The 14991-nt window shown below is 63.0% G+C and carries 10 protein-coding genes; 8 read left to right on the top strand and 2 right to left on the bottom strand.

Annotated features, from left to right (window positions below):
- Positions 1 to 61 precede the first annotated feature (61 nt).
- From rplA to rplL, 5 genes are all read left to right on the top strand, one after another.
- Entirely contained in the window at positions 62 to 769 is a 708-nt protein-coding gene (gene rplA / locus ABIA70_RS03765; protein ID WP_108599516.1) for a 50S ribosomal protein L1, read from the top strand.
- Between the two features lie 105 nt (positions 770 to 874).
- Entirely contained in the window at positions 875 to 2023 is a 1149-nt protein-coding gene (locus tag ABIA70_RS03760; RefSeq protein WP_354146224.1) for a GNAT family N-acetyltransferase, read from the top strand.
- An 8-nt stretch (positions 2024 to 2031) separates the two neighbouring features.
- Entirely contained in the window at positions 2032 to 3150 is a 1119-nt protein-coding gene (locus ABIA70_RS03755; protein WP_354146223.1) for a GNAT family N-acetyltransferase, read from the top strand.
- 293 nt (positions 3151 to 3443) lie between these two features.
- Positions 3444 to 4055, top strand: coding sequence for a 50S ribosomal protein L10 (gene rplJ, locus ABIA70_RS03750; protein WP_354146222.1), 612 nt, complete (start codon positions 3444 to 3446; stop codon positions 4053 to 4055).
- 78 nt (positions 4056 to 4133) lie between these two features.
- Positions 4134 to 4511, top strand: a complete 378-nt coding sequence (rplL, locus tag ABIA70_RS03745; RefSeq protein WP_354146221.1) for a 50S ribosomal protein L7/L12 — start codon at positions 4134 to 4136, stop codon at positions 4509 to 4511.
- Between the two features lie 157 nt (positions 4512 to 4668).
- Here the strand turns inward: rplL and ABIA70_RS03740 are convergent, their stop codons facing one another.
- Both ABIA70_RS03740 and ABIA70_RS03735 read right to left on the bottom strand, forming a co-directional pair.
- Entirely contained in the window at positions 4669 to 5166 is a 498-nt protein-coding gene (locus ABIA70_RS03740; protein ID WP_354146220.1) for an aminoacyl-tRNA deacylase, read from the bottom strand.
- Positions 5166 to 6365 carry an acetyl-CoA C-acetyltransferase gene (locus ABIA70_RS03735; protein WP_354146219.1) on the bottom strand — a complete coding sequence of 400 codons (1200 nt, stop codon included), beginning with the start codon at positions 6363 to 6365 and terminating at the stop codon, positions 5166 to 5168. The genes ABIA70_RS03740 and ABIA70_RS03735 overlap by 1 nt, the downstream gene beginning before the upstream one ends.
- Before the next feature lie 274 nt (positions 6366 to 6639).
- On the opposite strand from ABIA70_RS03735, the gene ABIA70_RS03730 reads away from it, so the two are divergent.
- The 3 genes from ABIA70_RS03730 (at position 6640) to ABIA70_RS03720 (ending at position 14984) form a co-directional block, all read left to right on the top strand.
- Positions 6640 to 7125, top strand: coding sequence for a hypothetical protein (locus ABIA70_RS03730; RefSeq protein ID WP_354146218.1), 486 nt, complete (start codon positions 6640 to 6642; stop codon positions 7123 to 7125).
- A gap of 319 nt (positions 7126 to 7444) precedes the next feature.
- Positions 7445 to 10963, top strand: coding sequence for a DNA-directed RNA polymerase subunit beta (rpoB, locus tag ABIA70_RS03725; protein WP_354146217.1), 3519 nt, complete (start codon positions 7445 to 7447; stop codon positions 10961 to 10963).
- Between the two features lie 121 nt (positions 10964 to 11084).
- Positions 11085 to 14984 carry a DNA-directed RNA polymerase subunit beta' gene (locus tag ABIA70_RS03720; protein WP_354146216.1) on the top strand — a complete coding sequence of 1300 codons (3900 nt, stop codon included), beginning with the start codon at positions 11085 to 11087 and terminating at the stop codon, positions 14982 to 14984.
- Positions 14985 to 14991: the final 7 nt, after the last annotated feature.

Below are 14991 nucleotides of genomic sequence, written 5' to 3'. Positions count from 1 at the left end.
CAACTTGTGGCAGGGCCCAGCGCGGTCCGCAGACCACAACTGCACAAGGAGAAATAGCAGCATGGCAAAGCGCAGCAAAGCATATGAGGCAGCAGCCGCCAAGATCGACGCGGAGAAGTTCTACGCGCCGTTCGAGGCAGTAACCCTCGCCAAGGACACCAACCCGTCCAAGTTCGACGCCACCGTTGAGGTCGCCTTCCGTCTCGGCGTTGACCCGCGTAAGGCTGACCAGATGGTCCGCGGTACCGTCAACCTGCCTCACGGCACCGGTAAGGTCTCCCGCGTCCTCGTTTTCGCAACGGGCGACAAGGCTGAAGCAGCAATCGCTGCCGGCGCCGACTTCGTTGGTTCCGATGACCTGATCGAAAAGATCGCAGCCGGCTGGACCGACTTCGACGCCGCCGTCGCCACCCCTGACCTCATGGGCAAGGTTGGCCGCCTCGGTAAGGTCCTGGGTCCGCGTAACCTGATGCCGAACCCGAAGACCGGCACCGTAACCGCCGACGTCGCCAAGGCCGTCAACGACATCAAGGGTGGCAAGATCGACTTCCGCGTCGACAAGCACTCGAACCTGCACTTCATCATCGGCAAGGTTTCCTTCGATGCCCTGAAGCTGGCCGAGAACTACGCAGCAGCACTGGAAGAGGTCCTTCGCCTGAAGCCGTCCGCTTCCAAGGGCCGCTACATCCAGAAGGCCACCGTTGCCACCACGTTCGGCCCCGGCATCTCCGTGGACCCCAACGTCACCAAGGTTCTGACTGAGGTCTGATCCTCCACCAGTTCCCTGCCGGATCCGTCCGGCACACTTAGGACCGCCCGGCATTGCGCCGGGCGGTCCTTCGGTTTAAGCCTGCCGACTTACTAGGCTGGGGGAATGACGGGTCAGCCGCTGGTGATCACCGCCGTCGCAATTCCTTCAACGCCCGACGCCGGATCGCACCAGGGCGCCCTCGGCGCCGGCGACGCCTCCCGCGTTGCCGAGGTCGCCGGCGCTGTCAGCGGCCTCCCCGAGTACCAGGCGCTGCGCGAAGCGCACGAACTGGAAAAGTGGGGCGACCTGGACCGCTGTCCCACTCTCAGCGAGAGCCTGGAATACTGGCGCGGGAGCGACTACGAGGACAGGCAACTTTTTATAGCACGGCTGGGTCAGGAAACGGTTGGCACCTGCTCCGTCACACTTCCCCTGCGCGAAAACACCTATACGGCCGGAATCTCAGTGGACGTGGCGGGAGCTTACCGGCGCCAAGGGTGGGGACGCAGGCTTCTGGAGCACGCCGAGGCCGTGGCGGTGCGGCGGGGCCGGACTTCCCTTGATGCATATTGCGAGGTGCCGGCGGCGCAGGTGGGCCGGGCAGCCAGGTTGCTGCATGCGAAGTCCGGGGCGGGCGGTCTGCCTGCTGATGACCCCGCCGTAGCGTTTGCGGCAAGTGCAGGATATGAGCTCGAGCAGGTTGAGAGAGCCGGCCGCCTGGCCCTTCCCGTGCACCCGAACCATCTCGAGTCACTGGAGACGGAGGCGTCCTCCAAGGCAGGCGGTTACGCGGTGGCGGACTGGGCAGACACCTGCCCTGACGAACTTGTGCATCAGTACGCGGCCCTCAAGGCGCGGATGAGCTCCGACGTGCCCATCGCCGGGCTGGACTGGGAGGCGGAGGTCTGGGATGCAGCCAGGGTGCGCCATGAGGAGCAGGCGAACATCCGCAGCGGGGTGCAAAGCCAGGTCGCCGCGGCACTGCACCGGACAAGCGGGGAACTCGTTGCCTACACGGTGCTGAACTGGCGGCCAGGGGTGCCCGGGTCGATTACCCAGCAGGACACGCTGGTGGTCGAAGAACACCGGGGGAAACGGCTGGGCCTGCTCATCAAGGCCGCGAACCTGCGGGCGGCCCAGCAACGCTGGCCGGCGGCGCGCTCGGTGCTGACATGGAACGCGGTGGAAAACCGGCATATGCTGGCGATCAACACTTTGCTTGGCTTCAAACCTGCAGGTTATGAGGGCGAATGGCAGAAACGGCTGGGATGATGCCCCTTATGGCAAACGATGTACGGATCGAGCAGCTGTGGATCCCGGACTCACTGGACGCACCCGAGGCGTCGGACTTCCTGGCCGCCGTGGAGGTGGGCAGGAAGGTCCGGATGCAGACCTGGGGGAGCGATGACCTGGCGTACACACCGCTGGAGAAGCTCCTGGAACTGGCGGACCCCTATGAGCGCCAGATCATCCTGGTTGCCAAGGTTGAGGGCCAGATTGTCGGAACCGTGGACATCGCCCTGCCTCTGACGGACAACCTGGACGTGGCGGAGTTCACGCTGGATATCCTGCCCGAATTCCAGCGGCAGGGAGTGGGCCGCAAGCTGCTCCACGAGGCAGAGCACCTGGTTCGGAGCGAGGGCCGCACCTCCATTCTGGTTGACACCAACCACCCCGGGGCATCCCTGCATGAGTTCGAAAAGGCTCAGCTGGTGCCGGGTTCAGGTCAAGGGTTTGTACCGCTGGAAAGCCGCGAGGTCGAGTTCGCCCAACGGACCGGCTACACCCTGCAGCACATTGAGCAGTTCAGTTCCTGCGCCCTGCCCCTGGACACCAAGCTGGTGGCCGATCTCCAGGCCGAAGCGGATGAAGCGAACAACGGCCGCTACCGGCTCCATCACTGGACCGACCGCTGCCCTGATGAGTGGCTCGAAGCCGTGGCCGTGCTCGAAAACCAGGCGGGCGCCGACGTCGACCCTTCCCTTGAGACTCCCGTCGAGCAGGACATGGTGTTCGACGGCGCCCTCCTCCGTGAAGCGGAAGAGGTCACCATCGCGCAGGGACGGCGGACGGTGGTCACCGCCGTTGAACACCTTGCGAGCGGGGCACTGGTGGGCCTGACCACCATCAGCGTCCTGGCCCACCGCCCCGACGTGGTCTTCCAGGATGACACCCTGGTCCTGCAGGGGCACCGCGGCAACAAACTGGGCCTGCTGATCAAACTGGCCAACATGGAGCGCCTCACCGAGCAGTTCCCCGATGCGCGCGTCATCTACACCTGGAACGCCCCCGAAAACAGGTACCTGCTGACCGTCAACCAGCAGCTCGGCTTCACCACGGCCGGCGTGACCGGGATCTGGCAGAAAGAGCTCCCGTCCCTGAAGTCAAGCGTCAGCTGAGGCCGATTTGGTGGCACGGCTGCACGTCCCGTAAGCTTGAACTACCAAAGACCGTCGGTTGTTGGAAATCCACTCCCCTGAGCAAAGCTCAATTCTGTAGTTCTGCGCGGGGGATTGAAGTGGCTTTCCGGACGAAGGACCCTCACGCAGGGCGGCCGGCGCAGGTGAACGAAGCAAAGCTCCACGGAATACCCGTGTTGAGCCAAGCCCCGTGCATCTGCGCGGGGCGTTTTTTAGTTTTAGCGATCCTGAGGGAACCTTCGAATACCGGCACTATCCCCGGAAGGAGGGTTATGGCAACGCCTACAAAGGTTTCAGCAGTAGCTGAGATCACTAACGATTTCAAGGAATCGAACGCCGCTGTCCTGACCGAATACCGCGGGCTCACCGTTGCACAGCTCAAGCAGCTGCGTGTTTCTCTCGGCCAGGACACCAAGTTCTCGGTCGTCAAGAACACCCTGACCGCCATTGCAGCCAAGGAAGCCGGTGTTGAAGCTTTCAACGACCAGCTCTCCGGCCCCACTGCAATCGCGTTCATCAAGGGTGACGCAGTTGCAGCTGCCAAGAGCCTGACGGATTTTGCCAAGGCCAACAAGCAGCTGGTCATCAAGACCGGTTACTTCGAGGGCAAGGCACTGAACGCCAGCGAAGTTGCCGCACTGGCAGCGCTCGAGTCCCGCGAGCTGCAGCTTGCCAAGGTTGCAGGCATCCTCAAGGCACCTGCTGCCGCGGCTGCACGCATCATTGACGCACTGCGCCTCAAGCTTGAAGAAGAGAACGGTGCACCGGCAGCTGCCGAGGCTCCCGCCGCTGAAGAAGCTCCTGCCGAAGAGGCTTCTGCCGAAGAGGCTCCCGCCGCAGAAGCTGAGGCCCCGGCCGAAGCTCCCGCTGCCGAAGAGAAGTAGTTTCTCTTTACCCACCAGACTCCGGTGTGAAAATGCGGCTGAGGCCGTTGAACACCACTACAGGAAGGACGCCACATCATGGCGAAGCTCACCAACGAAGAGCTCATTGAAGCTTTCAAGGAACTGACCATCATCGAGCTCTCCGAGTTCGTTAAGCTCTTCGAAGAGACCTTCGAAGTTACTGCTGCTGCTGTTGCCGTTGCAGGCCCCGCCGGTGGCGGCGCTGCTGAAGAAGCTGAAGAGAAGACCGAATTCGACGTCGTTCTCGAAGCTGCCGGCGACAAGAAGATCGCAGTGATCAAGGAAGTCCGCGCTATCACTTCCCTGGGCCTCAAGGAAGCAAAGGACGTTGTTGACAGCGCTCCGAAGGCTGTCCTCGAAGGCGTCACCAAGGAAGCTGCCGAGAAGGCAAAGGACCAGCTCGAAGCTGCCGGCGCCCGCGTTACCATCAAGTAACTCACGCTGCTTCACGAAAACCCCGTCCACTTCGGTGGGCGGGGTTTTCTGCATTAACGCCAGTCTCTAACTCCAACGCGGGGTCACTTCACCCCAACGCGGGGTCACTTATGGCCCTTAAAGAGCCCGGTATTGGGCGGTGAGTGACCCCGCGTTGCTAGTTCGGGTCGCTGATGTCCGCGACCACGGCGCCCAGCGCCGTGGTCAGGGCGTCGGCATCGACGAACGCGCTGTAGCCATGTTCGCCGGCGCCCATGGAGATCCTGCGCCCTGAGATGGCTACGTCCGCATAAACGGGCCACGCCGTGGTGCTGCCGAGCGGGGTGATGGTGCCGCGCTCGTAGCCCGTGGCCTCCAGGGCGACGTCGGCAGGCGGCAGCGAGAGCTTGTTGACCCCCACCAGGTTCCGGAGCTTCGGCCAGGAGATCTGGCGGTCGCCGGGGACGAGCGCGAACAGGAAGCTCCCGTCCTTGTGCTTGACCACCAGGGACTTCACGATCTCCGCGGGGGTGATGCCCAGGATCCCGGCTGCCTCCTCAAGGCTTTTGGCCGCGAGGCGCTCGACGAGCTGGACCTCCAGGCCGCGCGCTGCGGCGTCCGCCAGGAATCTCTGGCGCCCGACGGCGATGCCCCCGGCACCGACCTGCCCCGCCATCAGTCCCGGTACAGCAGGAGGGCTTCGCCCTGGCCGCCGCCGCCGCAAAGGGAGACCGCGGCTTTGCCGCTGCCACGCCGCTTGAGCTCATGGGCCGCGTGGAGGGCCAGCCTTGCGCCTGACGCGCCGATCGGGTGGCCCAGGGCAATGGCGCCGCCGTGGAGGTTGCACTTTTCCAAGGGGTAGTCCAAGTCCTTCAGGGACTGCACCGCAACCGAACCAAATGCTTCGTTGATCTCGATGAAGTCCAGGTCAGCAGTACTCCAGCCGGCCCGTCCCAAGGCCTCGTTGATCGCATTTGAAGGCTGGGAATGCAGCGAATTATCCGGGCCGGCCACCTGCCCGGGCTTTCCGATGACGGCCAAATATTCCAGGCCGTTCTCCTCGGCAAACCGGCGCGACGCCAGCACAAGGGCGGAGGCGCCGTCGGACAGGGGGGAGGAGTTGCCGGCGGTGATGGTCCCGTCCGTGACGAATGCGGCCCGCAGCCCGGCGAGGGACTCCACCGAGGTGTTGGGCCGGACGCCTTCGTCTGTGGAGACCACGATGGGGTCACCCTTGCGCTGCTTGACGCTGATCGGGGCGATTTCGTCGTCGAAGATCCCATTCTTCGCCGCAAGTGCTGCCCGCTGGTGGGACTGTGCTGCCACGTTGTCCTGTGAGGCACGGTCGATGCCCAGGCTGAGGTTCTTGGTTTCGGTGGACAGGCCCATGGACTGACCGTCGAAAGCGTCGGTGAGGCCGTCGTGGGCAGCCACGTCAAGAGCCTGGATGGCACCGTAGGTCCAGCCCTGCCGGGAGCCAGGCAGGAGGTGCGGCGCGCGGGTCATCGATTCCTGCCCGCCGGCCACCACCACGGTGGCATCCCCGCTGCGGATCAGCCGGGCCGCGTCAATCACAGCGGTCAGCCCGGACAGGCACACCTTGTTGATGGTGACTGTGGGAACGTTCCAGCCGATGCCGGCACCGATGGAGCTCTGGCGGGCCGGGTTCTGGCCGGCGCCTGCCTGCAGCACCTGGCCCATGATGACGGCGTCCACCTGGCCGGCGTCAATGCCGCTCGCGGCAATCGCCGCCCTGATCGCATGTGCACCGAGTTCGACGGCGGTGAAGCTTGCCAGCTGCCCGTTCAGCCGGCCCTGTGGCGTGCGTGCCCCTGCAAGGATGACAACGTCAGTGTTGTCTGTGGAATTGCCCATGGTTATCTCTTCCAACCCTTTTGTTGTCTTCTTCAATCCGGAACGATCTTGCCCCAAGGCTATCGTGAGCACCGTCACCTAACTATCCAAACGCAGGAGCGCTCCGGTGCATTCCGGCGGCGGGCCCGCGGGCCGCAGGGGAGAACTACCCATGCGGCGAATGTGCACTGCGTGGCCGGCCTGCGTAGGGTGGACGGCGACGGCCGTGCCGGAACATACAAACGCTGGACAGACAAACGCAGAACAGCCAGTGGAATAAACAGGGAGCAGCATCTTGAAGAAAATCCTCGCCGCGGCCGCCGTTGCAAGCCTCGCTGGACTTACCGCCTGCAGTTTTTCCACTCCCGCGCCGGAGAACCCCACCACCGCAGCAGCCTCTGCAACGTCCAGCCCCGCGACCTCGCAGGCGTCGCCGTCGCGGTCATCCACAGCCCGGTCTTCCACAGCCTCAGCGGCGCCTCAGGCGGGCGGCGTCAAGGCGGCCTGCGAGCTGTTCAATTCCCTCTACGTGCAATACCGGGCTGCCGCGAATGACTCCGACGCCTACGAGGACGTTTACCGCGCGGCGCGCGATGCCAAGGACGCCTACTCCGGGAACCTGAAGGGCCTGTTTGCTTCCCTCGGCGCCCTTGCCATTGACCACTCCTCGGCGGTGGATACCGGCGGACAGCCGGAGCAGGCATCCAAGGATGCAGTCCGGGATGCGGTCTTCGCGAACGCAGGAGCGTGCACGGCAGAAGGCATCACGCTGACGCTCTGAGCCTGTCGGAGACGCAACATTCCGGGGCTCGGGCACTCAAAAAATCGGTGCTTGCAAAAGGTGCGGATGTGGGGTAGACACGTTAATGGTTTTGCCGTATCGTAGATATTTGCGTCTTCCCTGTTTACCTTCAGCCTTCATATAGCGGTGGGCTTTGCCTGGCAGCTGACTATTAACGTGCCGTCAACAACGTCACACAATGGTCGGCCCAGGCCCCGGGTCATATAGCGGAACCGGATGGTAGCGCTGCAGAGACACTCTGCAGGGTGCACAGCGGGGGAGATCTGAAAACGCCTGAAGGTCTGTGGAAGGATCCCTCTTGGTCGCCTCGAGCACCTCTAATGTAAATAACACTGCCACCGCTATCGCATCAAACACCACTGATGGTGCCACTCGCCGGCTCTCATTCGCAAAGATTCACGAACCTCTTGACGTTCCGAATCTGCTTGCCCTGCAGACGGACAGCTTTGACTGGCTGGTCGGCAACGAACGCTGGCAGGCACGCGTAGCGAAAGCCGTCGAAGAAAACGATCTCAGCGTCGCCACTTCGTCCGGACTCTCGGACATCTTCGAAGAGATCTCCCCGATCGAGGACTTCCAGGGCACCATGTCCCTGAGCTTCTCCGATCCGGAGTTCGCTGATCCCAAATACACCATGGCCGAGTGCAAGGACCGGGACGCAACGTACTCGGCTCCGCTGTACGTTAAAGCCGAGTTCATGAACAACAACACGGGCGAAATCAAGCAGCAGACCGTGTTCATGGGTGACTTCCCGCTGATGACCGAGAAGGGCACCTTCGTCGTCAACGGCACCGAGCGTGTCGTCGTGTCCCAGCTGGTCCGTTCACCGGGCGCCTACTTTGAGCGCACCGCTGACAAGACCAGTGACAAGGACATCTTCACTGCCAAGATCATCCCGTCCCGCGGTGCATGGTTCGAACTCGAGATCGACAAGCGCGACCAGGTCGGCGTCCGCCTCGACCGGAAGCGCAAGCAGTCCGTCACGGTGCTGCTGAAGGCGCTCGGCTGGACCGAAGGCCAGATCCTCGAAGAATTCGGCCAGTACGATTCCATGCGTGCAACGCTGGAGAAGGACGCCACCGAAACCCGCGAAGACGCGTTGCTTGACATCTACCGGAAGCTGCGACCGGGCGAGCCGCCCACAGTCGAGGCTGCCCAGTCCCTCCTGGACAACCTGTACTTCAACTCCAAGCGCTACGATCTGGCCAAGGTCGGCCGTTACAAGATCAACCGCAAGCTTGGCATCGACCGCTCCCTTGGCGACAAGGAAGCTTCGGTCCTGCACGTTGAAGACATCGTTGCAATGATCAAGTTCCTCGTTGCCCTGCACGCCGGCGAAAAGACCCTCACGGGCAAGCGCGACGGCCAGGACCACGAGCTGCGCGTCGAGATCGATGACATCGACCACTTCGGCAACCGCCGCATCCGCGCCGTCGGCGAGCTCATCGAGAACCAGGTCCGCACCGGCCTGTCCCGTATGGAGCGCGTTGTCCGCGAGCGTATGACCACGCAGGACGTCGAAGCCATCACGCCGCAGACCCTGATCAACATCCGCCCGGTTGTTGCAGCCATCAAGGAGTTCTTCGGAACTTCCCAGCTGTCCCAGTTCATGGACCAGAACAACCCGCTCTCGGGTCTGACCCACAAGCGCCGTCTGTCCGCGCTTGGCCCGGGTGGTCTGTCCCGTGACCGCGCAGGCATGGAAGTCCGAGACGTTCACCCGTCCCACTACGGACGTATGTGCCCCATCGAAACCCCTGAAGGCCCGAACATCGGCCTGATCGGTTCGCTGGCATCCTACGGACGCATCAACCCGTTCGGCTTCATCGAGACTCCTTACCGTCTCGTCTCCGAAGGCGTTGTCTCCGATGAGGTCCAGTACCTCACCGCCGACGACGAAGCAGAGGTCCTGATCGCACAGGCCAACGCCCCGCTGGATGAGAACAAGAAGTTCGCCGAAGAGACCGTCCTGGTCCGCGCCCGCGGTGGGGGAGGCGAGCCCGTGCTGGTTCCCGCCGCCGAGGTCGAGTTCATGGACGTTTCCCCGCGCCAGATGGTGTCCGTGGCCACGGCCCTGATCCCGTTCCTCGAGCATGACGATGCAAACCGCGCACTCATGGGTGCCAACATGCAGCGCCAGGCTGTGCCGCTGGTCCGTTCCGAGGCCCCGTTCGTGGGCACCGGCATGGAACGTGCAGCCGCCGTCGACGCCGGTGATGTCACCATCGCCAAGAAGGCCGGTGTGGTCACCGAGGTCTCCGCTGAGCTGGTTATCGTGCTCAACGACGACGGTACGGAAACTAACTACCGCATCAACAAGTTCGCACGCTCCAACCAGGGCAACTGCTACAACAACCGTGTCCTGGTCAACGAAGGCCAGCGCCTCGAGGTCGGCGGCATCATCGCCGACGGTCCGGCAACGGACCAGGGCGAGCTCGCCCTGGGTAAGAACCTGCTCGTGGCATTCATGTCATGGGAAGGCCACAACTTCGAGGACGCCATCATCCTCTCGCAGCGCATTGTTGCCGAGGACGTTCTTTCCTCCATCCACATCGAGGAGCACGAGATCGATGCCCGCGACACCAAGCTTGGTGCCGAGGAAATCACCCGTGACATCCCCAACGTGTCCGAGGAAGTCCTGGCAGGCCTGGACGAGCGCGGCATCATCCACATCGGTGCAGAGGTTGAAGCCGGCGACATCCTGGTCGGAAAGGTCACCCCGAAGGGCGAGACCGAGCTGACCCCGGAAGAGCGCCTGCTGCGCGCCATCTTCGGTGAGAAGTCCCGCGAAGTGCGCGACACCTCCCTGAAGGTTCCGCACGGCGAGTCCGGTACCGTCATCGGCGTCCGCGTCTTCGACCGCGACAACGACGACGAACTGCCCCCGGGCGTGAACCAGCTGGTTCGCGTATACGTGGCCGCCAAGCGCAAGATCACCGACGGCGACAAGCTCGCCGGCCGTCACGGCAACAAGGGTGTTATCTCCAAGATCCTCCCGATCGAGGACATGCCCTTCCTTGCCGATGGCACCCCGGTTGATATTGTCCTGAACCCGCTGGGTGTTCCGGGCCGCATGAACGTCGGCCAGGTGCTCGAAACGCACCTCGGCTGGGTTGCCAAGACCGGTTGGAAGATCGAAGGCGAGCCCGAGTGGATCAAGCAGCTGCCGAACCTGCCGCGCGAGAGTGGCTCCACCACTGTTGCAACGCCGGTGTTCGACGGCGCCCGTGAAGAAGAAATCACGGGCCTGCTGGACTCCACCAACGTGACCCGCGACGGCGACCGCCTGATCAACTCCTCAGGCAAGACCCGCCTGTTCGACGGCCGCTCCGGCGAGCCGTTCCCGGATCCGATCTCGGTCGGCTACATGTACATCCTGAAGCTCCACCACCTGGTGGACGACAAGATCCACGCACGCTCCACCGGCCCGTACTCCATGATCACGCAGCAGCCGCTGGGTGGTAAGGCACAGTTCGGTGGCCAGCGCTTCGGTGAAATGGAAGTGTGGGCGCTTGAAGCTTACGGCGCCGCCTACACGCTCCAGGAACTCCTCACGATCAAGTCTGATGACATCCATGGTCGTGTGAAGGTCTACGAAGCAATCGTCAAGGGCGAGAACATCCCCGAGCCGGGCGTTCCTGAGTCCTTCAAGGTCTTGATCAAGGAAATGCAGTCGCTGTGCCTGAACGTGGAAGTACTCTCCACGGACGGAACCACAATTGAAATGCGTGACTCTGATGACGCAGTCTTCACGGCTGCGGAAGAACTGGGCATCGATCTGTCTCGTGCAGAGCCCAGTTCCGTAGAAGAGGTCTAGTCAGGTGACGTACCGGGAAAAGCAAGCGGCCCCGCCGCGCTGACTTTTCCCGGTACGTGGCCTCCCTCTTCCCGTAACCCAAGACTTCAGAATTTAGAGAACAAGAGAGAACAGGGACCATATGTCCAGCGAATCCTCCTTCGGCCTCATGCAGATCGGCCTCGCCACCGCGGAAGACATCCGTGGCTGGTCGTACGGCGAGGTTAAGAAGCCGGAAACCATCAACTACCGCACGCTCAAGCCCGAGAAGGACGGCCTCTTCTGCGAGAAGATCTTCGGCCCTTCCCGCGACTGGGAATGCTACTGCGGTAAGTACAAGCGCGTGCGCTTCAAGGGCATCATCTGCGAGCGGTGTGGCGTTGAAGTTACCCGCGCCAAGGTCCGCCGTGAGCGCATGGGCCACATCGAGCTGGCCGCCCCGGTCACGCACATCTGGTACTTCAAGGGTGTTCCGTCCCGCCTGGGCTACCTCCTTGACCTGGCGCCGAAGGACCTCGAAAAGGTCATCTACTTCGCTGCCTACATGATCACCAGCGTTGACGCTGACGCACGCCACGAGGAACTGCCCAACCTGCAGGTTGAGCACGACATCGAGAAGAAGCAGCTGATCGACAACCGCGACTCCGACATCGCCACGATCGCCCGTGACCTCGAAAACGAGATCGCGCGCCTCGAAGGTGAAGGTGCCAAGGCTGCCGACAAGAAGAAGGCCCGCGACTCCGCCGACCGCCAGATGGCCAACGTGCGCAAGCGCGCCGACGCCGAGATCGAGCGGCTCGAGCAGGTCTGGGACCGCTTCAAGAACCTCAAGGTCGCTGACCTTGAAGGCGACGAAGGCCTCTACCGCGAACTGCGCGACCGTTACGGCATGTACTTCGAAGGCTCCATGGGTGCCGAAGCCATCAAGAAGCGTCTTGAGAACTTCGACATGCAGGCCGAGTCGGACCTGCTGCGCGACATCATCGCCAACGGCAAGGGCCAGCGCAAGACCCGCGCCCTGAAGCGCCTGAAGGTGGTCAACGCGTTCCTGACCACCAACAACAGCCCGCTTGGCATGGTTCTGGATGCCGTCCCGGTAATCCCGCCGGAACTGCGCCCGATGGTCCAGCTGGACGGTGGCCGCTTCGCGACCTCCGACCTCAACGACCTCTACCGCCGCGTGATCAACCGCAACAACCGTCTCAAGCGGCTGCTTGACCTGGGTGCTCCGGAGATCATCGTCAACAACGAGAAGCGCATGCTTCAGGAAGCCGTTGACAGCCTCTTCGACAACGGCCGCCGCGGCCGTCCGGTCACCGGACCGGGCAACCGTCCGCTGAAGTCCCTGAGCGACATGCTCAAGGGCAAGCAGGGCCGTTTCCGCCAGAACCTCCTCGGCAAGCGCGTCGACTACTCCGGCCGTTCGGTCATCGTCGTCGGCCCGCAGCTGAAGCTGCACCAGTGTGGCCTGCCCAAGCAGATGGCGCTGGAGCTCTTCAAGCCGTTCGTGATGAAGCGCCTGGTTGACCTCAACCACGCCCAGAACATCAAGTCGGCCAAGCGTATGGTCGAGCGTTACCGTCCGCAGGTCTGGGACGTGCTCGAAGAGATCATCACCGAACACCCGGTGCTGCTCAACCGTGCACCTACCCTGCACCGCCTCGGTATCCAGGCGTTCGAACCCCAGCTTGTTGAAGGTAAGGCAATCCAGCTGCACCCGCTGGTTTGTGGCGCCTTCAACGCTGACTTCGACGGCGACCAGATGGCAGTCCACCTGCCGCTGAGCCCCGAGGCCCAGGCTGAGGCACGCATCCTGATGCTGTCCTCGAACAACATCCTGAAGCCCTCTGACGGACGCCCGGTCACCCTGCCTTCGCAGGATATGATCATCGGCCTTTACCACCTGACCACCAAGCGTGTCGGTTCAGCTGGCGAAGGCCGCGTCTTCTCGTCCGTTTCGGAAGCCATCATGGCCTACGACCTCCGCGAGCTGCACCTGAACTCGCAGGTCAAGATCCGCCTTGAAGGCTTCGTTCCGTACGCGGGCTGGGAAGCTCCGGAAGGCTGGGAAGCCGGCCAGCCGGTTCTCGTCCAGACCTCCCTGGGCCAGGTCATCTTCAACCAGACGCTGCCCGCGGATTACCCGTGGGTTGAGAATGTTGCAGACAAGGGCGAACTGTCCACGATCGTCAACGACCTCGCAGAGCGCTACCCGAAGGTGGTCACGGCGGCAACGCTGGACAACCTGAAGGATGCCGGTTTCTACTGGGCCACCCGCTCGGGCGTTACCGTTGCCATCTCGGACATCGAGGTACCCAAGGACAAGCCGCAGATCCTTGCCGGCTACGAAACCATGGCCGCCAAGATCCAGGGCCAGTACGACAAGGGCCTGATCGACGACGACGAGCGTCGCCAGGAACTGATCGAGATCTGGAACAAGGCAACGAACGAGATCGCCCAGGCGATGCGTGACAACCTCTCACCGATGAACACCATCAACCGCATGGTGTCCTCCGGTGCACGTGGTAACTGGATGCAGGTCCGTCAGATCGCGGGTATCCGTGGCCTGGTGGCCAACCCTAAGGGTGAGATCATCCCGCGTCCCATCAAGTCCTCCTACCGCGAGGGCCTGTCGGTGCTGGAATACTTCATCGCCACGCACGGTGCCCGTAAGGGTCTGGCTGACACCGCGCTGCGTACCGCCAACTCGGGTTACCTGACCCGTCGTCTGGTGGACGTCTCGCAGGATGTCATCGTTCGCGAAGAGGACTGCGGCACTGAGCGTGGCCTGGTCACGCCCATCGCTGTCCCGGACGCCAACGGCGAGCTGGTTCTGGACGAGAACGTCGAGAACAGCGCCTACGCCCGTACGCTCGCTGTTGATGTTGTGGACTCCAAGGGCAATGTCCTGGCGGCCGGCGGCACCGACTGCGGCGACGTCGTAATCGCTGAGCTGTTCGCAGCCGGCATCACCGAGGTCAAGGTCCGCTCCGTACTCACCTGTGAGTCCAGCGTCGGCACCTGCGCCCTGTGCTACGGCCGTTCGCTGGCCACCGGCAAGACCGTGGACATCGGCGAGGCTGTGGGCATCATCGCCGCACAGTCCATCGGTGAGCCCGGCACGCAGCTGACCATGCGTACGTTCCACACCGGTGGTGCTGTTTCCGCCAGCGGTGGCGACGACATCACCCAGGGTCTGCCTCGTATCCAGGAGCTCTTCGAAGCCCGTACTCCCAAGGGTGTTGCACCGATTGCTGAAGCAGCCGGCCGCATCACCATCGAAGAGTCCGAGCGCCAGATGCGCCTGGTCATCACCCCGGATGACGGAACAGAAGAGATCGCTTACCCGGTCCTGCGCCGTTCACGCCTGCTGATCGAAGATGGCGATCACGTCACCGTCGGCCAGAAGCTGATCAACGGACCGGTGGATCCCAAGCAGGTTCTGCGCATCATGGGCCCCCGTGCTGCACAGAAGTTCCTGGTGGACGAGGTCCAGGGCGTGTACCGCAGCCAGGGCATCGGTATCCACGACAAGCACGTCGAGGTTATCGTCCGCCAGATGCTGCGCCGCGTCACGGTCATCGAGTCCGGCGAATCGGACCTGCTGCCCGGCGAACTCGCCGAGCGCAGCCGCTTCGAGGAGGCCAACCGCCGCGTTGTGTCCGAGGGCAAGACTCCGGCTTCCGGACGTCCTGAGCTCATGGGCATCACCAAGGCGTCCCTGGCCACCGAGTCCTGGCTGTCCGCAGCTTCCTTCCAGGAGACCACCCGCGTCCTGACGCAGGCGGCCATGGAAGGCAAGAGCGATCCGCTGCTCGGCCTCAAGGAGAACGTCATCATCGGTAAGCTGATCCCGGCCGGCACGGGTCTCCCGCGCTACACCGAGGTCACCGTCGAGCCCACTGAGGAAGCAAAGGCCAACCTGTTCACCGGCCCGAGCGCATTCAGTGACTTCTCGTACGATTCCCTGGGCGGCGACGGAGCTCCTGAGTTCCACGCCATCCCGCTGGATGACTACGATCTCGGTAACGACTTCCGCTAACCGCTAA

It is taken from the genome of Arthrobacter sp. 754, assembly GCF_040548695.1.
Taxonomy (GTDB): Bacteria; Actinomycetota; Actinomycetes; order Actinomycetales; family Micrococcaceae; genus Arthrobacter.
Note: the sequence above shows the minus strand (reverse complement) of the source record. Positions and strands in the feature narration are given on the sequence as shown.

What these genes read in the sequence shown, in the direction of transcription:
- rplL (WP_354146221.1), top strand. Translation starts at nt 4,134, where the DNA reads ATGGCGAAGCTCACCAACGAAGAGCTCATTGAAGCTTTCAAGGAACTG.
- ABIA70_RS03740 (WP_354146220.1), bottom strand. Translation starts at nt 5,166, where the DNA reads ATGGCGGGGCAGGTCGGTGCCGGGGGCATCGCCGTCGGGCGCCAGAGA.
- ABIA70_RS03735 (WP_354146219.1), bottom strand. Translation starts at nt 6,365, where the DNA reads ATGGGCAATTCCACAGACAACACTGACGTTGTCATCCTTGCAGGGGCA.
- ABIA70_RS03720 (WP_354146216.1), top strand. Translation starts at nt 11,085, where the DNA reads ATGTCCAGCGAATCCTCCTTCGGCCTCATGCAGATCGGCCTCGCCACC.
- ABIA70_RS03755 (WP_354146223.1), top strand. Translation starts at nt 2,032, where the DNA reads ATGGCAAACGATGTACGGATCGAGCAGCTGTGGATCCCGGACTCACTG.
- ABIA70_RS03760 (WP_354146224.1), top strand. Translation starts at nt 875, where the DNA reads ATGACGGGTCAGCCGCTGGTGATCACCGCCGTCGCAATTCCTTCAACG.
- rplJ (WP_354146222.1), top strand. Translation starts at nt 3,444, where the DNA reads ATGGCAACGCCTACAAAGGTTTCAGCAGTAGCTGAGATCACTAACGAT.
- rplA (WP_108599516.1), top strand. Translation starts at nt 62, where the DNA reads ATGGCAAAGCGCAGCAAAGCATATGAGGCAGCAGCCGCCAAGATCGAC.